Source organism: Pantoea sp. 18059 (assembly GCF_902706165.1).
Classification (GTDB): Bacteria; Pseudomonadota; Gammaproteobacteria; order Enterobacterales; family Enterobacteriaceae; genus Pantoea; species Pantoea agglomerans.
In genome coordinates this window covers 392055-416790 of sequence record NZ_CACSJS010000002.1, presented here as the reverse complement: position 1 = coordinate 416790, position 24736 = coordinate 392055, and the positions used below count along the sequence as shown (strand labels likewise).

The window sequence follows — 24736 nt, the reverse complement described above, 5'->3', positions numbered from 1 at the left end:
GAAGAGGGTATACCATGTTTAAACGTTTACTGATGATTGCCATGCTGGTGGTTGCGGTACCGCTGACGGCAACCGCAGCCGATCAGAGCAACCCCTACAAACTGATGAATGAAGCGGCGCAAAAGACGTTCACCCGTCTGAAAAACGAGCAGCCGAAAATCAAGCAGGACCCTAACTACCTGCGTCAGATTGTGCGTCAGGAGCTGCTGCCCTATGTGCAGATCAAATATGCGGGCGCGTTAGTGCTGGGCCGCTACTATCGTGATTCGACGCCCGCTCAGCGTGAAGCCTACTTCAGCGCCTTTGGTGACTATCTGGCGCAGGCTTATGGTCAGGCACTGGCACTGTACAACGGACAGAGCTACCAGATTCAACCTGAGCAGCCGTTAGGCGATGCCCAGATTGTCGCTATTCGCGTTTCCATTATCGATCCCAATGGTCGTCCACCGGTTCGCCTCGACTTCCAGTGGCGTAAAAACAGCCAGAGCGGTAACTGGCAGGCGTATGACATGATCGCTGAAGGCGTCAGCATGATTACCACCAAACAAAATGAGTGGAGCGATCTGTTACGTACCAAAGGTATCGATGGTCTGACGGCGCAGCTGAAATCTTCTGCGGCACAGCCAATCACGCTGGATAAACAACAATAATGCACGAATCGTTACGCTGGGAGCGGGAAGCCAGCACGCTATTACTGAAAGGCGAACTGGATCGCGACACGCTGATGAGCCTGTGGCAGCAACGTGAAACGCTGATTAAAGATGTCGATACCATCGACGTCGCGGCGCTGGAGCGTGTGGACTCTTCCGGGCTTGCCCTGCTGGTGCACCTGCGGGAAATCGCGCGGGCACAGGGTATTACCCCTCGCTTTACGGGCATCAGCGACAAACTGCATTCGCTGATAACGCTTTACAATCTGCAACAGATTATTGTTTCTGCGGATAAAAGCGCCTGATATCCGGTTGTTATGCTAAGCCCCTGTTTTCAACAGGGGCTTTTGCGTATTTAAGAGTCAGCCGCTTTCCTCTACTATGTCAGCCTTATTATTATTAAGTGAAGTTAAGCCCAATGGAAAACAGTGAAATTCAGGCCGTGCTGATGGCAGCATTGCCTTTAGACGAAGTGCATGTGATGAGCAATGATGGCAGCCATTTTCAGGTGATCGCCGTAGGCGAACTGTTTGGCGAACTGAGCCGCGTAAAAAAGCAGCAGGCTGTCTACGCGCCGCTGATGGAATTTATCGCGGATAACCGCATTCATGCTGTCTCTATCAAAACCTATACTCCCGCTGAATGGGCGCGTGACCGTAAACTCAACGGTTTCTGATCCCCAGCGGGGTGAACTCGTCGCTGGCGAGTCCAATCTTTAGCTAGTTAATTGAGAGCCGTGTTAATGGACAAATTTCGTGTGCAAGGCCCCACCCGCTTAAGTGGTGAAGTAACCATTTCCGGGGCAAAGAACGCCGCGCTTCCTATTCTGTTTGCTGCGCTGCTGGCTGAAGAGCCGGTCGAGATCCAGAATGTGCCAAAGCTGCGCGACATTGATACCACCATGAAGCTGCTGAGCCAGCTGGGTGCGAAGGTGGAACGCAACGGTTCTGTGCATGTCGATGCCAGCGCGGTAGATGTATTTTGTGCGCCTTACGATCTGGTCAAAACCATGCGTGCCTCAATCTGGGCGCTGGGCCCGCTGGTGGCGCGTTTTGGTCAGGGTCAGGTTTCCCTGCCGGGTGGCTGCGCTATCGGCGCGCGTCCGGTTGATCTGCACATTACCGGTCTTGAACAGCTGGGTGCCGAGATCAAGCTGGAAGAGGGCTACGTGAAAGCGTCAGTCAATGGCCGCCTGAAGGGCGCACTGATTGTCATGGACAAAATCAGCGTTGGCGCGACCGTAACCATCATGAGTGCTGCGACGCTGGCGACCGGTACCACCGTGATTGAGAATGCGGCGCGTGAGCCGGAAATTGTCGATACCGCCAACTTCCTTAACACCCTGGGCGCCAGAATCAGTGGTGCAGGCAGCGATAAAATCACCATCGAAGGCGTAGAGCGTCTGGGTGGCGGTGTTTATCGTGTCCTGCCGGATCGTATCGAAACCGGTACCTTTCTGGTGGCTGCGGCCATTTCAGGTGGCAAAGTGATGTGTCACAAAACCCAGCCGGATACGCTGGATGCTGTGCTGGCCAAGCTGCGTGATGCGGGTGCCGATATCGAAACCGGTGAAGACTGGATCAGTCTGGATATGCACGGCAAGCGGCCAAAAGCGGTCAACGTGCGCACTGCACCGCATCCAGGTTTCCCGACCGATATGCAGGCGCAGTTCACACTGCTAAACATGGTCGCGGAAGGCACGGGCGTAATTACCGAAACCATCTTCGAAAACCGTTTCATGCATATCCCGGAACTGATTCGTATGGGCGGACATGCTGAGATTGAGAGCAACACGGCGATCTGTCATGGGGTTGAAACCCTGTCAGGTGCGCAGGTGATGGCGACCGATTTGCGTGCGTCTGCCAGCCTGGTTCTGGCCGGTTGTATTGCGGAAGGAACGACGTTTGTTGATCGCATTTATCACATCGATCGTGGCTATGAGCACATCGAAGATAAGCTGAAAGCCATGGGCGCAAACATCGAGCGCGTCAGCGAAGAGTAATCCCGCAGATGCTCTGAAAGAGCCAGCCCCCTTTGGGGGCTGGTTTTTTTTCGCCTGAGGATCGCCTGAGTTTTCAGGCGGTATCGGAATGATCGACAGGCGCCCGGATACGTTTTCTGCGATCCAGCAGGCAGTGGGTCTCGGGATCGTAATAGCGGCTGGGCCAGATCTCACAAGGATGAACCTTGATCGCGTCAGCGATCAACCATTCGCCCTTGGGCCATGGACGCGTGAGCGCATTAGCCAGCGTTGATGAACTGAGACCTGCTGCGCGTGACAGCGCTGCGAGTGTCATTCCACGCTTATGCAGCGCCGCGATAATGTCAGCCGGGTGCCAGTCTTCCATCCTTTTTTGCATATCCTGTTCTCCTTTTCCCTGTCATTGCGTCGTCCAGCAGGACGTGAGCTTTCCTTTTTACCGTTATCTGGAAAGATTGAGGTTTTTATAGCAAATAGTTCCCATTAGTTTCCAGTAATATTTGGATCCAGCATCTGATCTGTGGGGTGGCATGCAAAAGGAGTGCAACAGCTAAGAGATAACAAAAAGAAGTGAGAGCGGGGACGTAAAACGGAGCCTGTCAGGCTCCGTGAGGGATCAGAAATCGCGCTGAACTGACATGTGCGCCAGCGACTCCAGCGCACTGCGCCACGGCGATTCGGGCAGAATACGCAAGGCTTCAATGGCTTTATCCGCTTCCTGTTCGGCGCGGCTGCGCGTCCATTCGAGTGAACCACACTGATTCATCGCTTCCAGTACCGGTTCCAGCAGATGGCGGCCATTTCCCTGCTCAATGGCTTCACGGATCATCTTCGCCTGCTCAGGTGAGCCGTGCTGCATAGCATGCAGCAGTGGCAGCGTGGGTTTGCCTTCACTCAGATCATCGCCGGTATTTTTGCCCAGCGTCTCGCCATCAGCACTGTAATCCAGTAAGTCGTCAATTAACTGGAAAGCGGTGCCCAGATAGCGCCCATAATCCTGTAGCGCTTTTTCCTCTTCAGGTGTGGCTTCAGCCAGTATCGCCGAGGCCTGCGAGGCCGCTTCAAACAGGCGCGCGGTCTTGCTGTAAATCACGCGCATGTAGCTCTCTTCGGTGATGTCGGGATCGTTGACGTTCATCAGCTGCAGGACTTCGCCCTCAGCAATCACGTTTACCGCTTCTGACATCAGCGCCAGGATACGCAGCGAACCCATGCTGGTCATCATCTGGAAGGCGCGGGTGTAAATAAAATCACCGACCAGCACGCTTGCCGCATTGCCAAACGCCGCGTTCGCGGTCGCTTTGCCACGACGCATATCGGATTCATCCACGACATCGTCATGCAGCAGCGTGGCGGTGTGGATAAATTCGATCAGCGCCGCATTGGTCACGTGCAGATCGCCCTTGTAGCCCATGGCACGTGCGGATAGCACGGCAATCATGGGACGGATACGCTTGCCCCCACCACTGATGATGTAGTAGCCCAACTGGTTGATGAGCGAGACATCTGAATTCAGCTGGTCGAGGATGGTCTGGTTAACGGCAGCCATATCCTGTGCGGTTAATTCATTAATCTGTTCTAAGTTCATTCGTCTTTTCAGCTATGACTCGTTATCTCTGCCATGGTAAGTGCTTTTACCCAGCCAGCGTTCAGGTAATCTGTTACTGATTGTACTTGAATTTTCTGCCTGAGAAACGGTTGCATTCAGCCTGTGTTTTTTTTCTGCAAGAGTGTGCAAAGTGCTCTTGTCTTCTTCTGGAGTTTTGCGTAGAATTCGCGCCCTATTGTGAATATTTAGCGCGCCGCCTGATGAACTAAAAGGCAAGCGCAGAAGCGGAGTTTTATATGTACGCGGTTTTCCAAAGTGGTGGTAAACAACACCGAGTAAGCGAAGGTCAGACCGTTCGCCTGGAAAAGCTGGACATCGCAACCGGTGAAACGATTGAGTTTGACCAGGTTCTGATGATTGCTAATGGCGAAGACGTGAAAATCGGCGCGCCACTGGTTTCAGGCGGAATGATCAAGGCAGAAGTTGTTGCTCACGGTCGTGGCGAGAAAATTAAGATCGTTAAGTTTCGTCGTCGTAAGCACTACCGTAAGCAAGCAGGCCATCGCCAGTGGTTCACTGATGTGAAAATCACTGGTATCACGGCATAAGAGGAGATCTGACAAATGGCACATAAAAAGGCTGGTGGTTCGACTCGAAATGGTCGTGACTCCAATGCAAAACGTCTGGGTGTAAAACGTTTCGGTGGCGAATCTGTTCTGGCAGGTAGCATCATCGTTCGTCAGCGTGGCACCAAATTCCACGCCGGTACCAATGTAGGTTGTGGTCGTGACCACACCCTGTTTGCTACCGCAGACGGTAAAGTACAGTTCGAAGTTAAAGGTCCGAACAACCGTAAATACATCAGCATCGTTGCTGAGTAAGGTTGTCGTGACGCAGACGTTTAACGTCTGAACGCACGAATTGAAGGCCCCGCAGCTCCTGCGGGGCTTTTTACATTCTGCGGTCTGTTGCGGTAAAAGCGACGCATCACAAAAGTTTGCTGTACACTTTATGTACGCACTGGCGAAAGCCAATCCTGATTTATCCGCCGCTGGTCAGCGCAGAAGACCCTGGCGGACCCGTCTGCAGAGTGCTGCAGGCGATTGTGTGACGGAGATAGAAAATGAAGTTTGTAGATGAAGCGACAATTTTGGTCGTCGCCGGTGATGGCGGTAATGGTTGCGTAAGCTTCCGCCGCGAAAAATATATCCCGAGAGGCGGCCCTGATGGGGGTGATGGCGGTGACGGCGGTGACGTTTATCTGATCGCTGATGAAAACCTCAACACCCTTATCGATTATCGTTTCGAAAAATCTTTCCGCGCCGAGCGTGGGCAGAACGGCCAGAGCCGCGACTGTACTGGCAAACGCGGTAAAGATATCGAAGTTAAAGTGCCGGTCGGCACCCGGGTTATCGATCAGGGTACCGGCGAGACACTGGGCGACATGACGCGTCACGGCCAGAAACTGATGGTCGGCAAAGGCGGCTGGCATGGCCTGGGTAACACCCGCTTTAAATCATCTGTAAACCGCAGTCCGCGCCAGAAAACCATGGGTACCCCAGGTGAAAAGCGCGATCTGCAGCTGGAGCTGATGCTGCTGGCAGATGTCGGGATGCTGGGCTTACCGAATGCCGGTAAATCGACCTTTATCCGTGCCGTATCGGCAGCGAAGCCAAAAGTGGCGGACTATCCGTTTACCACGCTGGTGCCGAGCCTGGGCGTGGTTCGTATGGACAGCGAGCAGAGCTTCGTCGTGGCCGATATCCCTGGCCTGATTGAAGGCGCAGCCGATGGCGCAGGCCTCGGCATTCGCTTCCTGAAGCACCTTGAGCGCTGCCGCGTGTTGCTGCACCTGATCGACATCGACCCCATCGATGAAAGCGATCCGGTTGAAAATGCCCGCATCATTCTCGGCGAGCTGGAAAAGTACAGCGAGAAGCTGTTCAACAAGCCACGCTGGCTGGTCTTCAACAAAATTGATCTGATCAGTGAAGAAGAAGCGCAGTCACGGGCTAAAGCGGTGGCTGAAGCACTGGGCTGGGAAGATAAGTATTACCTGATTTCTGCCGCAAGCCGTACCGGTGTCAACGAACTCTGCTGGGACGTGATGAGCTTCATCAACGCTAATCCGAAAGAAGCGGAGCTTGAAGAGAAGCAGCCGGAGAAAGTGGAGTTCATGTGGGACGATTACCACAAAGAAACCATTGAAAACACGGTTGAAGTGGAAGATGAAGAGTGGGATGACGACTGGGATGATGAAGACGACGAAGGCGTTGAAATTATCTATCAGCGTTAACCGATCGCCTGCTACAGCGTGATATGCAATGCCCCCTTTCAGGCCTGAAAGGGGGCATTGTTCTTTCTGCAGCTAGCTCATCACCGCCACACTCAGTCGCGCACTGCAGCACAGCTGATCCCGACCGTTCCGAATCTCAATCTGCCAGCTCTGACTGCGTTTACCCAGATGCAGTGGACGGCAAATTCCCCGCACCAGACCGGCAGAAACCGCACGATGATGGCTGGCATTCACTTCTACGCCAACCACGCTGCTGCCTTCCTCAACCGCCAGATATCCGGCAATTGAGCCCATCGACTCCGCCAGCACCACGGACGCACCGCCATGCAGCAGCCCGAACGGCTGTTGCGTACGGGCATCGACCGGCATCGTCGCTTCCAGATAATCATCACCTATCAGGGTAAAAACGATACCCAGATGGGCCACCAGAGAGTTCTCACCCAGCGCATTCAGGGCGGGAAGATCAATGGATCGCTTCCAGATCGCTGTCATTATCAGGCTCCCAGGGTTGCGCCACCATCAACCACAATATCCTGCAGCGTCACATGGCTGGCAAGATCCGACGCGAGAAACAATACGGTGGCTGCAATTTCCTGCGGCTGCGCGATCTTGCCCAGCGGGATACCCAGCTTGAACTGATCCGGGAAGCCGGCAATCATCTCCTGCTCACCCGTCGGTGTGTGCCACAGGCTGCGCTGCATATCGGTGTCGGTGGAACCCGGTGAAACGATGTTGCAACGGACGCCATAGGGCGCCATCTCCAGACCCACGGTCTGACAGAGACTGCGCAGCGCCGCTTTTGAAGCACCATAAGCGGACATGCCGATACGCGGGGCATGAGCCGAATTAGACGCGACGGTGACGATGGCACCGGCGCGCTGTTCGCGAAAGCGTGGCAATGTCTGCTGGAACAGATTAAACGCGCCGCCTGCATTGACGTTAAGACACGCCTGCCAGTCGGCAAACGACAGCTCATCGGTGGCACCAATCCGTAAGATACCGGCTGCGTTGACCAGCACATCAATGCGCGGTTGCACGGCCAATACGCGCTGGCAGATCGTTTTGACCTGCGCCGGATCGGCCACATCCATCGTGTGGCAGGGAAACGGGTAATCATGGCCCTTGAAACATTGATCAAAGGCCTCAACCTGTGCGCCAGCCTGATGAAAGGCTAACGCAGTATGATAGCCTATGCCCTGGCCGGCACCGGTTACCCAGACGATTTTACCGCTGAAGTCGAATGTGTGGCTCATTTCGCCGGCTCCCGCGCCAGCAGCGCCCACCAGCCATCAATGCTCGGGTTTTTCGCCAGGCTGACGAAATCGATATCACGATGTACCTGACGCCAGCGTGCCGCCAGCGCCATCACGCGTACTGAGTCCAGACCGTAATCAATCAGGTTTTCATCATCTTCCGGCACCTCATCATCTTCCAGCAGCGGCAGGATCAACGCGCGCAGATCATCTTTGCTGAGTGGCACAGGCATCAGATCGGCGGTCATCACCACTTTTCCGCTACGGCCCGCAGTGTAGGTCAGCGCCATCATATGTTCCTCTCGGCTGAAATCAGCCAGCGCATCGGCCACCATAAACGGCTGAATATTGCGCATAAACGCATCGGTGGCCGTAGTCAGGCAGCCAATATGAGCATAGACGCCGGTGATAATCAGCTGATCGCGGCCCATCTCCTGCAGTATCGACTCCAGCGGCGAGCGGTGAAATGCACTGTAGCGCCATTTGGTCAGGACCTGATCGTCCTCATCCGGTGCCAGCGCATCCACGATCTTCTGCTGATCGGGATGTTTATTCAGGCCCGGTCCCCACATGTCGTTGAGCAGCGCACGATCCTCATCGCTCTGCGCGTTTGGCTGAGCGGTGTAAAACACCGGAATACCCTGCGCTTTGCAGTAGCGACGCAGGCGGGCAATATTGTCGACTACCTGCTCAACCAGCGGGCTATTTTCGCCCCAGAAGTTGAGAAAATAGCGCTGCATATCGTGGATCAGCAGGGCGGCACGGTCCGGCTCCAGCATCCATTTCACTTTGTTGTTGGGCAACTCGGTGGCGGCTGGCAGTGGATAAGAGGTCAGTTGTGGAATAGCCATTGAAAATCTCCGGACAGATCAGGCTTGCGCTTGTTGATCGGCAAGTTGTTGGCGCAGACGTTTTTTGTCCACCTTTCCGACGGCGGTCAGCGGCAGGGCATCTACGCAGGTAATACGGTCAGGCAGCTTAAATTCTGCCACGCCAAGTTCACGCAGGTGACGACGCAGCGCCACCGGTTTAACCGGCTGACGGGTGACGATAAAGGCACAGCTCTTTTCACCCATCAGCTCGTCGCTCATGGAGACCAGTGCAGCGTGGATCACATCCGCATGGCGCTGCAGCAGGTTTTCGATCTCTTCGGCTGCGATCTTTTCGCCGCCCCGGTTGATCTGATCTTTCTCCCGGCCCTGCACGATGATGTTGCCAGCAGGCGTGATCTCAATCAGATCGCCAGAGCAGTAAAAGCCCTGGTCATCGAAGCTGGCGGCGTTATGTTCCGGGCTGTTGTAGTAGCCGCGGAAGGTATAAGGACCACGCGTCATCAGGCGACCGATGGAGCCTGCTGGCAATGGATTACCCTGATCGTCGGCGACCCACACCTCGTCATCCGGGGAGATCGGGCGTCCCTGCGTGGTGAGAATGGTCTGCTCATCGTCATCCAGTCGGGTGTAGTTCACCAGACCTTCCGCCATACCAAATACCTGCTGCAGGGTGCAGCCGATCTCGTTCTGGATGCGCGCGGCCAGTGTTTCACCCAGCTTTGCGCCACCGACCTGAATGCGTTGCAGCGAGGCCAGCGCAGCATTGCTGCCCCATTCCTGAATCGCCTGCAGCCAGAGACTGGCGGCGGGCGGAACCAGGCCGGTATCGGTGACCTGATGCTTTTCAATCAACGGGAAGCAGAGCGTTGCGCTGGGATCGGCGGCTAAGATCACCTGTCCGCCCGCGTAAAAAACGCCCAGCGCGCCCGGCGAACTCATCGGGAAGTTATGCGCGGCGGGCAGGGCGATCAGGTAGCGGGTGTCGGCGGTAACATCGCAGATAACGTCACTCTCACGGATGCTGTAGTAGTAATCATTATGGGTACGTGGGATCAGTTTCGGTGTACCGGTACTGCCACCCGACAGCTGGAAAAAGGCGACTTCATCGCCTGCGGTCGGGGTTGCGATGAAGTTGCCCGCGGGTTCAGCCAGCAGGGCGTCGAGGCTGTTTTCCGTCTGAGCGTCATTACGCAGGATCACCTGTTGTAGTGAACGCTGATCGCGGCGAAGTTGCGCAATAAACGCATCATCGGCGAACAGTGCGTGGCTGCGATCGGCAATTAACAGGCTCGGCGAGATCTGACTGGCATAGGCGGCCAGTTCAGTGCGCTGATGGCTGAACAGGGCGTTAACCGGGGCAACGCCGATTTTGAACAGGGCAAACAGCGTCAGGTAAAATTCCGCCACGTTGCCAAGCTGCACCAGCGCCGTATCGCCTGACTTCAGGCCGCGACGCTGCAATGCCGCGGCCAGGTTGTCACTCAGCGCCGCCAGCTGGCGATAGGTAAATTGTCGTTCGCCATCAATCACCGCCACGCTCTCGCTGTCGCGATGACGTTCCAGGATGTCGGTCATCGGCAGATCGAGCCAGTAGCCTTTTTCACGGTAACGTGCGGCCACATCGTCCGGCCAGCGGCTGTAGGAAATCGTCATACAGGTTCCTTTATTGCAGTCCAAAAGCGCGAAGCATGGTGTCGAGTTTGACGCCGGTTTCACGCCATTCTGATTCAGGTTGTGAGTCCGCTACGATGCCTGCGCCCGCAAACAGCCGCACCCGCGGGCCATTCACCGTACCGCAGCGAATGGTGACGACCCATTCGCCATTGCCCTGATCGTCACACCAGCCGACGATGCCGCCAAACAGCTGACGTTCAAATGGCTCCAGTCGCTGAATCAGCGCCTGAGCACGCTGATGCGGGAAGCCGCTGAGGGCCGGTGTCGGATGCAGCAGACAGGCCAGTGACAGCGCATTTTCGCGATCGTCCAGCACGTCACCCTGAATCTGCGTAGCGAGATGCCACAATGTTGCAGTGGTCAGCAGTGAAGGTGTCTCGGGGACCGACAGCAGGCGGCTGCGCGGCTGCAGTGTCGCGCGCATCGCATCCGTGACCAGCTTATGCTCATGACGATCTTTTGCTGAGTGCATCAGGCTGTCGCCAGAGGCCTGGTCACGCTGCGGATCGCGATGACGCGGCGCTGAACCGGCCAGCGGACAGGAGCTGAACTGGCGGCCCTGCTTACGAATCATCAGTTCCGGGCTGGCGCCAACCAGCGCGCCACCATCGGGCAGCGGCAGATGGAAGTGATAGCTGTTAGGGTTCTGCGCCACGATGCGCTGCATCAGGGCGGCCGTATCAACCGGTTGTTCCGCCACGATATCCATCAGCCGCGACAACACCACTTTATCCAGATCGCCGCGCTGCGTAGCCGCCACCGCCTGCGCAACCATGTCGATGAAAATGTCATGGTCCGGCACCGCCGTGCGGCGACGCACCTGCGGCAGTTCAGCCTCAGCCAGAGAGGCACTGGCGTTGAGATCGTCACGGTTAAAGGTCTGATACGACTCAGGGATAAACAGCGCAGCGGGCTGATCCACGTCGAAGGGGACTGCACCCACCAGAATGGGATGGGCAATGCCCTGTTTTCTGGCTGAAGCAAAATGGTGCTGTAGTTGCTGCTGAAACTCCCCTGTCAGCTGCTCACCCTGCCTTACCGGCGCGGTAAGGGTAGTAAAACAGCCCTGTGTGGTCAGGCTTTGCCAGGGAGAGGTAAACAGAAAGCCACGGCAGAGTGCCGGGAAATCCTGCAACAAGGGATGTTCAAACGCCAGCGATTCCACCATAATTTCCACCTATAAATGATAAGATAACTAATAATGATTATCATTTGTATTGTGGGCCAGTAACCTACGTTGATTAGCTGAAAGTGTCAATAATTACGCGGCGATTCAGCTGGCATGGCCGGTTAAATCAGCACAAATGGTCTCTCTCTTTTTCCGGGTAAAAGTGGACGAAAATCTATGAGTAAACATGGTGTCACATCGGCGATAGCGCTGTTTTTCCTGAGCATCAGCCTGTTCAGCGTTACCGCTGCTGCCCAGACCGGCTGGCCGCGAACTGTCGCCGGGACAACAGGCAATATCACACTGACCCAGGCACCAATGCGTATTGTTTCGACCAGCGTTACCCTGACCGGCTCGCTGCTGGCGATTGATGCGCCGGTCGTCGCCAGTGGCGCAACTGCACCCGGCAGTCGGCTGGCTGATAAGCAGGGATTCTTCCGTCAGTGGGGCGAAGTGGCCAAACAGCGCGGCGTAAAACGTCTCTACATTGGTGAGCCCAGTGCAGAAGCGATTGCTGCTGAAGCGCCAGACCTGATTGTGGTCAGCGCCACCGGGAATGATTCGGCAATAAAACTGGTCGATCAGCTTGCGGCGATTGCGCCGGTGCTGGTGGTGAATTACGACGATAAAAGCTGGCAGCAACTGGTGACGTTGCTGGGTGAGGCGACCGGGCATGAAGCGGAAGCTGCCGCCCGGAAAGCTGAGTTTGATGCGCGAGAAAAGGCTCTGAAAGCGAAGCTGACCCTGCCGCCGCAGCCGGTTTCAGCGATGGTGTGGAACGGGGATGGCCGGGCAGTCAATCTGTGGACGGATGCGTCGGCGCAGGGGAAATTACTGCAGCAACTGGGCTTCACTCTGGCGACGCCGCCGGCCACTCTTCAGTCTGGTCACAGCATGGGACAGCGTAAAGATATCCTGCAACTGTCAGGAGAAAATCTGGCGGCAGGCCTTAATGGTCAATCATATCTGCTGTTTGCCGCCGAAGAGCCCACCGCCGCACAGGTGATGAGCAACCCTTTCCTGGCGCAGACCCCAGCGGTGCGCGCAAAAGCAGTCTATGCGCTGGGGCTGGATAGCTTCCGGCTCGACTACTACAGCGCCAGCAATTTGCTGACGCGGCTGGAGACGCTGTTCGTTAAATCATGATCCCGTTTCCGCCGGTGCAGGCGGTTGATAGCGACGCAGACGCGCCATCAGCAGCCACATGATGATGCCCAGCACGGTGGCTGCCAGACCAGCCAGGCTGGCAGCCTGCTGCGGCAACAGCAGTGAACCCATCGCGCCAATCATCGCTGCACCTATCGCATCGCCGGTGACATTCTGCGCTGTCCAGAGGCTGTTGATCCTGCCGAGCAGCGCATCAGGCGTCAGCGTCTGGATCATCGCGTACTGCACCAGGCTGTTGATGGCACTGAAATAGCCAAAGACCGCGAGGCAGACCAGACTCGCGCTGAACCACGGCATCAGGCTGAACAGAGCCAGCGCGACGAAAGCAGCAATAGCACTCGCCAGAATCAGGCGGCCCGGCTGCGGTGACTGTGCCAGCCGTCCGCTGGTGAGGGCACCTGTGGCAGCACCCAGCGGAACGGCGGCATACATCAGCCCTAACTCCGTCACGCCGACCTGCCAGTGTGGCGCCAGCGCCGGATAGAGCACGCGCACCGCACTGGCTAACGTCACCAGCGCGCCGACCAGCGCCGCCATGCCAACAATCGGGCTGGCAAACAGGAATTGCACGCCGCTGGCCAGTGCTTTCAGCGGATGTTCACGCGGCTGCGGCGGTGGCGCCAGCCGCGGCAACCGCAGCAGGGTTAGCACCGTCAGCAACGTGCCGAACGCCGCCAGTCCATAGTTCCACGCCACACCGCCCTGCGCGATGACCAGTCCGGCAATGGCGGGTGAGAGAATCGCGCCAAATCGCACCGTCAGCATGGTAATCGCACCTGCTTTCATCAGATTTTCACGCCCGACCAGCGCCGGCGTCGCCGCCAGCAGCGCGGTGACGCCTATCGCGCCGAAAAAACCATCCCACAGTCCCAGCACAAAGACGGCGATCACCGACGGCGAAGGGAGCAGGGCATTGATGCATAAGGCGACAAAGCCCAGGCCACAGGTGGATCGGGCAAACAGGATCAGACGTCGGCGCTCATAGCGATCCGCCAGCACGCCGCCGGTCAGCAGGCCGATAAACATGCCGGCACCGGCCAGCGTCACCGCCAGCCCCACCAGCAGCGGCGACTGCGTTAGCTGCTGAATCTGAACCGGTACCGCCACCGCCAGCATGCCGAGGGCGACGATGGAGATAAAGCGGGCGATAAAAATGGCGCGAAAGGCGGGGTGGGTTCTCAGCAGGCTGAGATCGATAAAGTGGGAGGGTTTGTTCATAACGTCGCTTTTTTGCACCCATTTTCCTCATCATTGAGTCCGGGAGTCATGGTAACATACAAAAAATCACTAATAACGATAACAAGTATCATTATCATAATGACTCGTGCTGCGATCTCAATGAATCGGTGAAGGTTTAAACGTTATGCGTCAACTTCGTGCAATAGCAGGTTCAGGGATGCTGCTGTTGTTGCTTCTCGCGCTCAGCCTGATGCTGGGTGCCAAATCTATCCCCTTTCATGATGTCACGCAGGCCTTATTCAGCGACTGTAACCGCGTCGATTGTGTCATCGTGCGCGATGCCCGACTGCCGCGCACCCTGGCGGGTCTGCTGGCCGGGATCAGTTTAGGTCTGGCGGGCGCGCTGATGCAGAGCCTGACGCGCAATCCGCTGGCCGATCCCGGCATTCTCGGTATCAACGCCGGTGCAGGCTTTGCGGTGGTGCTGGGCATCGCCCTGTCTGGCGCCGATTCCCCCGCTGACTGGCTTGGCTTTGCCTTTACGGGCGCACTGCTGGCCTCCCTGCTGGTGGCGCTGACCGGTGCGCTGGGCGGTGGCCGCGTTAATCCGGTGCGTCTGACGCTGGCAGGCGTGGCGCTGGGTGCAGTGCTGGAGGGGTTAACCTCTGGTTTATCGCTGCTCAATCCTGACATCTACGATCATCTGCGTTTCTGGCACAGTGGCTCGCTGGATATCCGCAATTTTGCCATTCTGCGCACCACCTTTCCGGCGGTAGTCGCCGGGAGCCTGCTGGCGCTGCTGCTGGCGCGTTCGCTCAACAGCCTGAGTATGGGCGGTGATATGGCGACCGCGCTGGGTACCCGGGTGATGCGTACCCAGCTGGTGGGATTACTGGCTATTGCGCTGCTGAGTGGGGCGGCGACAGCCGCTGTCGGCCCCATCGCGTTTGTCGGCTTAATGACGCCACATCTGGCCCGCTGGCTGCTGGGTAACGATCATCGCTGGATGCTGCCCGGAACCCTTCTTATCACCCCCTGTTTGCTGCTGGCCGCCGATATTCTGGGACGGCTGCTGGTACCGGGCGAACTGCGCGTGTCGATTGTCACGGCCATACTGGGCGCGCCGATGCTGATTGTGCTGGTGCGCCGCAAGTCGGGAAGAGGGCAGCTATGAAACGGGTGATGATTAATGCGCTGATGCTGCTGGTGGCCTGCGGGGTGCTGACCTTTCTGAGCATTACGCGCGGCACCTTACCGATCTCCGCCAGCCAGTTGTGGGCCCTTATCAACGGCGAGGCGGCGCGTAACATACAGCTGATTGTACTGGAGTGGCGACTGCCGCGTGTCATGATGGCGCTGCTGATTGGTGCGGCACTGGGCGTCAGCGGGGCAATTTTTCAGTCGCTGCTGCGCAACCCGCTGGGCAGCCCCGATATTCTGGGTTTCAATACCGGCGCTTACAGCGGCGTGCTGGTGGCACTGGTGCTGTTCCAGCAAAACATGGAGGGCATGACGCTGGCGGCACTGCTTGGCGGACTGCTCACGGCGAGCGTGGTCTGGCTGTTCAGCTGGCGCAACGGCGTGGAGACCTTTCGTCTGATCATTGTGGGCATCAGCGTGCGGGCGCTGCTGATGGCGCTGAACAGCTGGCTGATTATCAGCGCCTCACTGGAGGCGGCACTGAGCGCCGGGCTCTGGAGCGCCGGTTCACTCAACGGCATTACCTGGGCGAAAACGACGCCGGTGATTACCGTGCTGCTGCTGGCGCTGCTGGCGACAAGCATGCTGGCCCGGCGCATGCGTCTGCTGGAGATGGGTGACGACACCGCCTGCGCGCTGGGCGTACCGGTTGAACGCAGCCGCGTTTTGCTGATGCTGACGGGCGTGATCCTCACCGCCGCCTCTACCGCGCTGGTCGGTCCTGTCTCCTTTATTGCGCTGCTGGCACCGCAGATTGCTCGTCGGCTATGTGGCGGTATCAAAGGCGCGCTGCCGCTGGCTGCCTTGTGCGGCGCGCTGCTGTTAACCGCCGCGGATTACGCCGCGCAGCACTTTTTCCTGCCTTATCAGCTGCCGGTTGGCGTCATCACGGTTAGCCTGGGAGGACTCTATCTGATTGCTCTACTGGTACGGGAGGCGCGACGCCAATGACAGTGAAAACACGTTTGCAGGGCGACGCGCTGACGCTGGGGTATGACAAAAAAATCGTGGCGGAGAATCTCACCGTCGCGATCCCCGACGGTGAACTGACCGTTATTATTGGCCCAAATGCCTGTGGAAAGTCGACGCTGCTGCGTACCTTAAGCCGCCTGGTCTCGCCCCTGAAAGGCCAGGTGCTGCTGGATGGCAATGCGATTGCTCACTACGCTACCAAAGAGGTGGCGCGTCGGCTGGGTCTGCTACCGCAAAGCTCGAATGCACCAGCGGGCATCAGCGTCAGCGAACTGGTCGCGCGCGGGCGTTATCCGCACCAGTCGCTGTTTGGTCGCTGGCGACAGGACGATGAGACGGCTGTTCAGCAGGCAATGCAGGCTACCGGCGTGGCAGACTTAGCGCAGCAGCAGGTTGATACGCTCTCTGGCGGCCAGCGGCAGCGGGTATGGATTGCGATGGTGCTGGCTCAGCAGACGCCACTGTTGCTGCTGGATGAACCGACCACCTGGCTCGACATCGCCCATCAGATTGAGTTGCTGGAATTAATGCAGGATCTCAATCAGCAGCATGGTCGTACGTTGGTGGTGGTGCTGCACGATCTCAATCAGGCGTGCCGCTATGCCAGCCATCTGATTGCGATGCGAGACGGGAAAATCATTGCCGAAGGGAAACCGGCGGAGATCGTTACGCCGGAACTGATAGAAGCGATCTACGGCCTGCGCTGCATCATCATTAACGATCCGGTGGCCGGTACGCCGATGATTGTGCCGCTGGGAAGAGGCTGACCTGCGCTTTCTCCACCCGAAGAAAGCGCAAAGTCAGAACGGTTCAGGGATCCAGCGACGCCAGGCACTGCTGCAGTCGTGGCCCAATCTGTTCGAACATGCGCGGTGAGATGATCTCGACGTGCGCACAGTCCAGCGGCCAGATAGTCAGCTCGCCCACATAGGGCGCCCAGGCGCGGCGCGCATCCTGACCGGGCTGCTGCGTCTGTTCCGCCAGGAACAGGGTTGCGTGTCCGGTGAAGCGGGCACTGCGCGCTGTTGCCAGCAGGCGCACTGAACTGGCGTAGTTGGCTTCAATGGTGGTAAACAGTGCCTCCATTCCTTCACCGGCCTGCTGCCGTTGCGCAGCGATAAACTGCTCGCGCTCACGATTAACTTCTTCCAGCACCGCCGGATCCAGCACGTTTTCACCGCGCCGTTCATCCCAGTTCTGCGTCTCCGGCGGCCAGGTATCCAGCAGTCCGAGGAAGGCAACGGTTTCACCTTCGGCCTCCAGCCGCGCGGCGATACCCTGCGCCAGCGTGCCGCCCAGCGAGTAGCCCAGGAAATAGTAAGGCCCCTGTGGCTGCTGCTGACGCACCGTCGCCAGATGCGCCTCACACACCGCGTCAAGTTGCTGCGCCTGGTTCAGCGGGCTGGTGATGTCGGGTGACTGAATGCCGAGTAGCGACCAGCGTGCATCCAGATAGCGCTGCAACACGCTGAACTGCCAGGCAAAACCGGAGGCGGGATGGAAGCAAAACAGCGTTGAGCCAGTGCCGCGTCGCAAGGGTAATACCGCTTCAAATCCGGCGCGAGCCACATCCGCGGGCTCGCTGCTGAGCAGCGCCGCCAGCTTTTCTACCGTGGATGCCACCATGATCTGGCCCACTGACACCGGCTGATTTAGCGTCCGGCGCAGCTGTGCTGCCAGCCGCATCGCCAGCAGCGAGTGGCCGCCCAGCGAGAAGAAATCATCCTGGGCGCTCACCGGTTCGCACTCCAGCAGCCTGGCAAACGCCTGTGCCAGTGTCGTTTCGAGTCCGGGATGCGGCGCGCGACCAGCCAGCGCTGCCTGCTTTTGCGGCAGCGGCAGCGCTTTGCGATCCAGTTTACCGTTGCTGCTGAGCGGTAACGCCGCCAGCTGAACAATCGCCACCGGCACCATATGCGCCGGTAACTGTGTGGCCAGAGTCTGACGCATTGCGTCGGTATCGATCGGGCCATCAGCCACCACATAGCCGACCAGCTGGCGGGCATCGCCCTGCTGATCGCTATTGCTCCCCAGCACCACCGCATATGTGACGGCCTGCTCAATGCCAGGTAGCGCAGCCATGGCGTGGTCGATCTCATTCAGCTCAATACGCTGTCCGCGAATTTTAAGCTGATCGTCGCTGCGGCCCAGATACTCCACCGCACCATCCGGCAGCCAGCGCGCCACATCACCAGTGCGGTACATCCGGGAGCCGTGACCCCACGGATCGGCGACAAACCGGCTGGCGGTGAGGTCGGGACGATCAAGATAGCCATGTGCCAGCTGCACGCCGGTCAGATAGAGATCGCCAGCCACGCCCGGTGGCACCGGCTGCAGACGCGCATCCAGAATCCGTAAGCCGGTGTTCCAGACCGGGAAGCCAATCGGCACGCTGGCTCCTTCGACGGCCGCCAGCTCCGGGCCAAAGGCCGGATAGTAGCTGACATCAACCGCCGCTTCGGTCGGGCCATAAAGATTATGCAAGGGCACCCGGGTCAGCGCCTGCCACTGGCGCGATAACTCTGCGGGCAGCGCTTCGCCGCTACAGAAAACCCGGCGCAGGGTGGCGCAGCGCGCTATCGCGTCACCTTCCTGCAGCGAAGCGACAAAAGCAGCCAGCATCGACGGAACAAAATGGGTGGTGGTCACGCGGTAGCGGGCAAACAGCTGCTGCAGCGCGTCCGGGTCGCGATGAGCATCGGGCGGAGCCATCACCAGCCGTGCGCCGACGATAAGCGGCCAGAAGAACTCCCATACTGAAACATCAAAGCTGCTCGGGGTTTTCTGCAACACCACATCATCGCTGCCGAGCGGATAGCGATCCTGCATCCATAACAGACGGTTGACGATCGCCTCATGACTGACCAGCACCCCTTTTGGCCGACCGGTCGAGCCGGAGGTATAGATGATGTATGCGCCATCCTGTGGACGCGGGGCCTGCATCAGCACGCTATCAACGGGTGTTAACAGCGCGTCGTAAAACAGCGGCGCGACGGGTGAGAGTGCCGCCAGCCGCTCGGCCAGTTCACGACAGGTGATCAGCGTTTTCGGCGCGGCATCTTCCAGCATCATCTGTAACCGATCGTCCGGGTAGCCGGTATCAAGCGGCAGCCAGGTTGCCCCCACGCTGACGATCGCCTGCAGCGCCAGCGATAAAAAGACCGAACGCGGCAGCGCTACGGCGACGATATCACCCGGCGTCACTCCCTGCGCAATCAACTGTTGCCCCAGCGCGGCGACCTGCTGCTGCATCTGTTGATAGTCAAGCTGATGCCCCTCATCTGCCAGTGCCGGAGCGCGCGGCGAACGCTGTGCCTGACGGAGCAGCAGGCTGCTCAGGGTTTCTGCAGGCAGCATTACGGCAGTCTGGTTGATCGCCGCGAGCTGCTGATGCTCTTCCGGCATCAGCATATCCAGCTCGCCACAGGCACTGGCTGGCCGGACGGCAAGCTGCTGAAGCAGCAGGCCAAAGCGGCTGGCGTGTTGCTTTAGCGTTGTGTCGCTGTAGCGCTGTGCATTAGCGAGTAACTCCAGCGTCAGGTCGCCCTGTTCGCTGAGGTAGATAGCAATCTCCAGATCGCGTACCGGTCCTGACGCCAGCTGATGGGTTATGCCTTTGATGCCAGCGAAATCGAGCTGGTAATCAAACATCTTCAGGTTGATTACCGGCCCATAGAGCGGATCGCTGTCGCCGGAGCGACCCAGATCGCGCTGCACCTGTTCAGCGTCGTAACGCTGATGACGACGCATTTTTTTGACTTCGGCCGCCAGACGCCCGGCCAGTGCCGTCAGCGGCTGTGCCGGATCGTAATGCACCGCCATTGGCAGCACGTTAATCACCGGACCGGTGGCGCAGAGCGCGGCCGAGCCGATGCGGCGCATAAAGATGAAACCGGCGGCGAACGCATGCTGACCGGTGAGGCGCGCCAGCCATAAGGCCACCAGCGCAAAGGCGGTATCCGCAGCACTGAGGTTGTGCTGCCCGGTGTGCGTCAGCAAAGCCTGAAAAGTGTCGCGATCCACGGCAAACGTGTGGCGCAGCAGGTCGGTACTGGCGCTCTCACCGGCCAGCGGCAGAGCGGACAACGAGGCGGGCGCAGGTAGCTGCGCGCCTTTCTCCAGCCAGAACTGGCGATCGCGCTGCCAGCCCGAAGATAGCTGATAGCGCTGATATTCATCAACGACGTCGCTGAACGGCACGAACGGGCTTGGCTCCGGCGTGTCGCCGCGCTGCCAGGCGCTGTAAAGATTGGCGATACGGCGGGTCAGGGCGGTGAAACTAAAACCATCGACCACCAGATGATGGTATCGCTGATACCAGTACCAGTGATCCTCATCCAGCCGAAACAGGCTGTGATGGTAGAGCGGCGCGCCGCTCAGCACCCGCAGATCGCCGGTCATATCCTGCTGCATCAGCGCACGTGCTGCGGCCTCCGGATCGGCGGCGTCGCGCAGATCGATCACCTCAGGCTCGCGGAAAGCCTGGGGTTCAGGCCACTGTAGCGGTTCACCCTCCAGCTCGCCAAAGGCCATATTCAGTGTGTCCGCTTCCTGCATGCCAGCAATTATGGCCCGTGATAACAGCGCGCTGTTCAGCGCACCGCGCAGTTCGACAAAATGCGCCACGGCGTAAGCATTGGAATAGGGCGATAGCTGGTCAGCGATCCAGATTCCGGGCTGAGCGGCCACCAGCGGCAGCGTTTTTTGTTCTGTCTGCGGCTTGAGGGTGATCTCAGACATTTTCGCCTCTGTCCTGCGTCATAACCGGACGGATATCGTGCCAGTTTTCATTCAGCCAGCTCAGACAGTCAGCCTGTGGCCCGGGACCAAACACCGGCTGCCATCCTGCCGGAATCGCACAAAAGGCGGGCCATAAGCTGTACTGCTGCTGATCGTTCTTCAGCACCTGACAATCCTGTTGCGGATCGTCGAAAGGGTTAAGTTGTTGCATGTCGGTCTCCTGTCCGCAGTCACCGGGCGCGCTAACGCCGCTGTCCTGCATATCCAATATCTTTCAGTGGCGCGCAGAAGGCGGAATATAAGCGGGTTAGGGCTATTGCCACATGGCTTTAAGGCCTGCCAGCAGTCCGCCGCGCCAGCACAGCGCATCGTGACCGCCTTCGACCGGGTGATAGCTGACCTGATGTCCGGCAGCGGTCAGATCGTGCTGAAACTGCTGGTTTGCTGCCAGAATCAGCCGTTCGCGTCGTCCCGCTTCCAGGTAGAAGCGGCGAGGGGGTGCCTGCAGTAAGCCCTGTTGTAACTGCTGTGGCAGCCAGCCATTGGGATCGCCGCGCGCGGGCCACCAGAACGAACCGGAGAGGCTGATCGCCCCAGCAAAGGTTTCCGGCCAGGTCAGGGTGGCGTAAGCGGCAGAAAGGCCGCCAAAACTCTGTCCCGCTACCAGCGTGCTGTCGGCACGAAACGGCGCCCAGCGCTGAACCTGCGGCAACAGCTCGTGCTGAATCGCCAGCCAGAAGTCAGGGTTACAGGTCAGCTCACGCGTGCGGTGTTCGCGGTCGATGATGTCGATCATGACATAGACCGCAGGGGGCAGTTCGCCTGTCTCTGTCAGTTGCTGAAGCGGGCCGGCAACCGGCATGGTCTGTGCCCAGAACTGACCATCCAGCAGCAGTACCAGCGGACGATCGCCTGCACTGGCGTCTCCGGTAACAGAGATCCAGATCTGACGCTGGTTCCCCAGCCGTTCGCTGCGCCACAAATAGTGTTGCAGCGGAATATCGGCGGCACGGCCCTCATCAACTGCACGCCACACCTGCTGATCCGGCGCGTGTGGCAGGTGCAGTGGCGAGACCCTCATTCCGCGTCCACCCGCCCAGCTTCGCAGAGGATTCAGCGGATCGCTTTGCGCCTGCGGGAATTTCTGACTCCACCACTGGCGCACTGACTGCATATCGGCCTGCCCGGTAAAAGTCTCTTCCTGACTATCAGGAATCAGGCAGTAGCTGCCGCGCCAGTCAGCGGGCAGAGCGGTTTGCCACCACCAGACATCGGTATCGGGAACAGGCGTTAATGAGGAGGGGACCGCTGAATGATGATGATCGGTTACGCCGGTAATATTGATCCAGACGCGCCGGGTATCGGAGTGCTGCGTGTCACCCTGGGGATCGCGCCAGAAAAAGGTGACCTGACAGGTTCCCTTTTCGCCAGCTTCAACCAGAGGAATGCCCCGTTGCTGCTGCTGTTGCCACCAGCGTTCACTGCCGGTTTCTTCACTTAACCACGTCATACGCGCCATCTTTCGATCACCCTTGATTAGGGTCATACATGTTATGAATAATAGTATTGATAATTATTTGCATTTGCAATAGGGTGTTTCCGCCCGACAGGGAGCGCGCGCATCCTCTCTGCCGCACCGGCTTTCAGACTGATGCAAAGCGGTTCTGACGCTGGCCCGGCGACAAGGGGAAAACGTTGCAGGCAAGGTTATTACTTTTTTACCGGCACGCCGGCAGTGGCATCCTCGCCGGCACTCCAGGAACAGAAAAATGAAAAAGTTATCCCGGCTTTCGTTAGCCATTATGATTGAACTGGGTTTCACCGCCTCTCTCATTTCTGTCGGTGCCGTGGCTGCTGAAGCCACCCGCCAACCGGCTATCGACAGCAGCCCCTCCGATACCCTCCACGACGACACCATGATGGTGACCGCCGCCGAGCAGACGTTGCAGGCACCTGGCGTGTCGACCATCACCGCCGACGAAATTAAAAAACATCCACCCGCACGCGATGTCGCCGAAATTATCCGCACCATGCCTGGCGTCAATCTGACCGGTAACTCCACCAGCGGCCAGCGCGGAAACAATCGCCAGATCGATATCCGCGGCATGGGGCCGGAAAATACCCTGATTCTGATTGATGGATTGCCGGTGACCAGCCGCAACGCGGTTCGGCTTGGCTGGCGTGGCGAGCGTGATACGCGCGGCGACACCAACTGGGTACCGCCAGAGATCATTGATCGCATTGAGGTGATCCGCGGTCCGGCAGCGGCCCGTTACGGTAACGGCGCAGCGGGCGGCGTGGTGAACATCATCACTAAAAAAGAGATGGATAATCAGTGGCACGGCTCATGGAGCGCCTATTACAACGTGCCGGAACACAAGGAGGAGGGCGCGACCCGTCGCACCAACTTCAGCCTTGAAGGGCCGCTGGGCGATGATGTCAGTTTCAGGCTCTATGGCGGACTGGCAAAAACGCAGGCTGATGCTTACGACATTAATGAAGGGCACGCTGCAGACCGCACCGGCAGTTACGCCGGATCGTACCCGGCGGGCCGGGAAGGCTCGATCAACAAAGATATTCATGGCCTGCTGCGCTGGGCATTTGCGCCGATGCAGACGCTGGAAGTGGGGGCCGGTTACAGTCGTCAGGGCAACCTCTACGCCGGGGACACGCAGAACACCAATACCAACGCCCTGGTGAAAAGCAAATATGGTGACGAGACCAACCGGCTCTATCGGCAGAACTTTTCTGTTAAGTGGACCGGTGCCTGGGATAATGGCATCAGCACCAATACCTACGCGCAATATGAGAACACCCGCAACGCGCGTCTGAATGAGGGGCTGGCAGGCGGCACCGAAGGCATCTTCGCCAACAGCAACTTCAATACCATCCAGCTGGATGATGTGTTGTTGCACAGTGAGATCAGCGTGCCGTTTGAATGGCTGGTGAACCAGACCGCGACTTTCGGGACGGAATGGAATCAGCAGCGGATGAAGGATCCTTCATCAACGACGCAGGCCGCCAGCTACGGGTCGATTCCCGGTATCGCTACGACCGGCCGCACACCCTATTCACAGGCGGAAATCTTCTCGCTGTTTGCCGAAGACAATATTGAGCTGACCGACAGCACCATGCTGACGCCGGGCCTGCGCTTCGATCACCATTCGATTGTCGGCGATAACTGGAGTCCGTCGCTCAACCTGTCACAGGGATTAGGCGATGAGTTCACACTGAAAATGGGTATTGCGCGCGCCTATAAAGCCCCGAGCCTCTATCAGACCAACCCGAACTATCTGCTCTACAGCAACGGTCAGGGCTGTGCCGCCAGTGCCGGTGCCTGTTATCTGATGGGTAATGACGATCTGAAAGCGGAAAACAGCATCAATAAAGAGATTGGGGTCGAATGGAAGCGCGATGGCTACCAGGCGGGCCTGACCTGGTTCCGCAACGACTACCGTAACAAGATCGAGGCTGGCACGGCGCCAACCGGCACCGCATCTAACGGCAAAACCGACATCTACAAATGGGAAAATGTGCCCAAAGCAGTCGTCGAGGGGCTGGAAGGCACGGTCAATGTCCCGTTCTCCGATAGCGTAACGTGGAACAATAACTTCACTTACATGCTGCAGAGTAAGAATAAAGAGACCGGCGATCGTCTGTCGATTATTCCGGAATATACGCTCAATTCGACGCTGAGCTGGCAGGCGATGCAGGACCTCTCCCTGCAAACGACCCTGACCTGGTACGGTAAACAGGTACCGAAGAAATATGACTATAAAGGTAACGCCGTTACCGGTAGCGCCACCGATCAGGTGAGCCCCTATTCGGTTGTGGGCATGAGCGGCACCTATGACGTTAATAAATATGCCAGCGTTACCGTGGGTATCGACAACCTGTTCGACAAGCGCCATTTCCGTCAGGGCAACGCGCAGACCACCGGCAATGCCACCACCGGAGCGTGGCTCTATGGCGCAGGGGCCAATACCTTTAACGAGTCGGGCCGCACCTGGTATATGAGCGTGAATACCCGCTTCTGATGGACGGGCAATAAAAAGCGCAGCGGTTGACCTGACC

At 58.1% G+C, this 24736-nt stretch carries 23 protein-coding genes; 12 read left to right on the top strand and 11 right to left on the bottom strand.

Annotated elements, in window-relative coordinates:
- Positions 1-14 precede the first annotated feature (14 nt).
- The 4 genes from mlaC (at position 15) to murA (ending at position 2652) form a co-directional block, all read left to right on the top strand.
- Positions 15-650, top strand: a complete 636-nt coding sequence (mlaC, locus tag GVJ63_RS08700) for a phospholipid-binding protein MlaC (protein WP_010251887.1) — start codon at positions 15-17, stop codon at positions 648-650.
- Positions 650-955 (top strand): lipid asymmetry maintenance protein MlaB, encoded by a 306-nt coding sequence (mlaB, locus tag GVJ63_RS08695; RefSeq protein ID WP_010251883.1) that lies wholly within the window; start codon positions 650-652, stop codon positions 953-955. Before mlaC ends, mlaB begins: the two co-directional genes overlap by 1 nt.
- A gap of 113 nt (positions 956-1068) precedes the next feature.
- Positions 1069-1326, top strand: a complete 258-nt coding sequence (gene ibaG, locus GVJ63_RS08690) for a BolA family iron metabolism protein IbaG (RefSeq protein WP_010251880.1) — start codon at positions 1069-1071, stop codon at positions 1324-1326.
- A gap of 66 nt (positions 1327-1392) precedes the next feature.
- Entirely contained in the window at positions 1393-2652 is a 1260-nt protein-coding gene (gene murA, locus GVJ63_RS08685; protein ID WP_010251868.1) for a UDP-N-acetylglucosamine 1-carboxyvinyltransferase, read from the top strand.
- Positions 2653-2725: 73 nt separating this feature from the next.
- Here murA and GVJ63_RS08680 read toward each other — a convergent pair whose 3' ends face one another.
- Complete coding sequence (locus tag GVJ63_RS08680; RefSeq protein WP_022625265.1) at positions 2726-3010, bottom strand: helix-turn-helix transcriptional regulator; 285 nt, start codon at positions 3008-3010, stop codon at positions 2726-2728.
- 237 nt (positions 3011-3247) lie between these two features.
- The gene (gene ispB, locus GVJ63_RS08675; RefSeq protein ID WP_008925415.1) at positions 3248-4219 is read right to left on the bottom strand and encodes an octaprenyl diphosphate synthase; all 972 of its coding nucleotides are present in this window, start codon (positions 4217-4219) and stop codon (positions 3248-3250) included.
- Positions 4220-4476: 257 nt separating this feature from the next.
- Here ispB and rplU point away from each other — a divergent pair, with 257 nt between their 5' ends.
- From rplU to cgtA, 3 genes are all read left to right on the top strand, one after another.
- On the top strand, positions 4477-4788 hold the full coding sequence (rplU, locus tag GVJ63_RS08670) for a 50S ribosomal protein L21 (protein ID WP_008925416.1): 312 nt from the start codon (positions 4477-4479) through the stop codon (positions 4786-4788).
- Between the two features lie 15 nt (positions 4789-4803).
- Complete coding sequence (gene rpmA / locus GVJ63_RS08665; RefSeq protein WP_003851093.1) at positions 4804-5061, top strand: 50S ribosomal protein L27; 258 nt, start codon at positions 4804-4806, stop codon at positions 5059-5061.
- 242 nt (positions 5062-5303) lie between these two features.
- Entirely contained in the window at positions 5304-6476 is a 1173-nt protein-coding gene (gene cgtA, locus GVJ63_RS08660; RefSeq protein WP_003851092.1) for an Obg family GTPase CgtA, read from the top strand.
- 72 nt (positions 6477-6548) lie between these two features.
- Here cgtA and GVJ63_RS08655 read toward each other — a convergent pair whose 3' ends face one another.
- The 5 genes from GVJ63_RS08655 to GVJ63_RS08635 are packed head-to-tail and all read right to left on the bottom strand — an operon-like array spanning position 6549 to position 11404.
- Positions 6549-6968 (bottom strand): hotdog fold thioesterase, encoded by a 420-nt coding sequence (locus GVJ63_RS08655; protein ID WP_029519501.1) that lies wholly within the window; start codon positions 6966-6968, stop codon positions 6549-6551.
- Between the two features lie 2 nt (positions 6969-6970).
- Positions 6971-7729 carry a 2,3-dihydro-2,3-dihydroxybenzoate dehydrogenase gene (gene dhbA, locus GVJ63_RS08650; RefSeq protein ID WP_159226719.1) on the bottom strand — a complete coding sequence of 253 codons (759 nt, stop codon included), beginning with the start codon at positions 7727-7729 and terminating at the stop codon, positions 6971-6973.
- Entirely contained in the window at positions 7726-8580 is an 855-nt protein-coding gene (locus GVJ63_RS08645; protein WP_010672010.1) for an isochorismatase family protein, read from the bottom strand. The genes dhbA and GVJ63_RS08645 overlap by 4 nt, the downstream gene beginning before the upstream one ends.
- Before the next feature lie 18 nt (positions 8581-8598).
- Positions 8599-10215, bottom strand: coding sequence for a (2,3-dihydroxybenzoyl)adenylate synthase (locus tag GVJ63_RS08640; protein ID WP_010672009.1), 1617 nt, complete (start codon positions 10213-10215; stop codon positions 8599-8601).
- A 10-nt stretch (positions 10216-10225) separates the two neighbouring features.
- Complete coding sequence (locus GVJ63_RS08635) at positions 10226-11404, bottom strand: isochorismate synthase (protein ID WP_159226718.1); 1179 nt, start codon at positions 11402-11404, stop codon at positions 10226-10228.
- A 177-nt stretch (positions 11405-11581) separates the two neighbouring features.
- Between GVJ63_RS08635 and fepB the strand changes: the two genes are divergently transcribed.
- Positions 11582-12550 carry a Fe2+-enterobactin ABC transporter substrate-binding protein gene (fepB, locus tag GVJ63_RS08630; protein WP_132499341.1) on the top strand — a complete coding sequence of 323 codons (969 nt, stop codon included), beginning with the start codon at positions 11582-11584 and terminating at the stop codon, positions 12548-12550.
- Here fepB and entS read toward each other — a convergent pair.
- Positions 12545-13789 carry an enterobactin transporter EntS gene (gene entS / locus GVJ63_RS08625; RefSeq protein ID WP_033770868.1) on the bottom strand — a complete coding sequence of 415 codons (1245 nt, stop codon included), beginning with the start codon at positions 13787-13789 and terminating at the stop codon, positions 12545-12547. The genes fepB and entS overlap by 6 nt on opposite strands.
- 145 nt (positions 13790-13934) lie before the next feature.
- Between entS and fepD the strand changes: the two genes are divergently transcribed.
- Genes fepD through GVJ63_RS08610 form a run of 3 tightly spaced genes read left to right on the top strand, consistent with a single transcriptional unit; the run spans position 13935 to position 16689 of the window.
- Complete coding sequence (gene fepD / locus GVJ63_RS08620; RefSeq protein ID WP_072171285.1) at positions 13935-14924, top strand: Fe(3+)-siderophore ABC transporter permease; 990 nt, start codon at positions 13935-13937, stop codon at positions 14922-14924.
- Positions 14921-15901, top strand: a complete 981-nt coding sequence (gene fepG, locus GVJ63_RS08615; RefSeq protein ID WP_033769496.1) for an iron-enterobactin ABC transporter permease — start codon at positions 14921-14923, stop codon at positions 15899-15901. Before fepD ends, fepG begins: the two co-directional genes overlap by 4 nt.
- The gene (locus GVJ63_RS08610; RefSeq protein ID WP_010251825.1) at positions 15898-16689 is read left to right on the top strand and encodes an ATP-binding cassette domain-containing protein; all 792 of its coding nucleotides are present in this window, start codon (positions 15898-15900) and stop codon (positions 16687-16689) included. The genes fepG and GVJ63_RS08610 overlap by 4 nt, the downstream gene beginning before the upstream one ends.
- Before the next feature lie 43 nt (positions 16690-16732).
- Here GVJ63_RS08610 and GVJ63_RS08605 read toward each other — a convergent pair whose 3' ends face one another.
- The 3 genes from GVJ63_RS08605 to fes all read right to left on the bottom strand — a co-directional run bounded on the left by GVJ63_RS08605 (position 16733) and on the right by fes (position 22181).
- Positions 16733-20662: an enterobactin synthase subunit F gene (locus tag GVJ63_RS08605; RefSeq protein ID WP_158132057.1), complete on the bottom strand. Its 3930-nt coding sequence runs from the start codon at positions 20660-20662 to the stop codon at positions 16733-16735.
- Positions 20655-20873, bottom strand: coding sequence for an MbtH family protein (locus GVJ63_RS08600; protein WP_060681688.1), 219 nt, complete (start codon positions 20871-20873; stop codon positions 20655-20657). The genes GVJ63_RS08605 and GVJ63_RS08600 overlap by 8 nt, the downstream gene beginning before the upstream one ends.
- A 102-nt stretch (positions 20874-20975) precedes the next feature.
- Positions 20976-22181 (bottom strand): enterochelin esterase, encoded by a 1206-nt coding sequence (gene fes / locus GVJ63_RS08595; RefSeq protein ID WP_159226717.1) that lies wholly within the window; start codon positions 22179-22181, stop codon positions 20976-20978.
- Positions 22182-22431: 250 nt separating this feature from the next.
- Between fes and GVJ63_RS08590 the strand changes: the two genes are divergently transcribed.
- Positions 22432-24699, top strand: a complete 2268-nt coding sequence (locus GVJ63_RS08590) for a TonB-dependent siderophore receptor (RefSeq protein WP_159226716.1) — start codon at positions 22432-22434, stop codon at positions 24697-24699.
- Positions 24700-24736 lie beyond the last annotated feature (37 nt).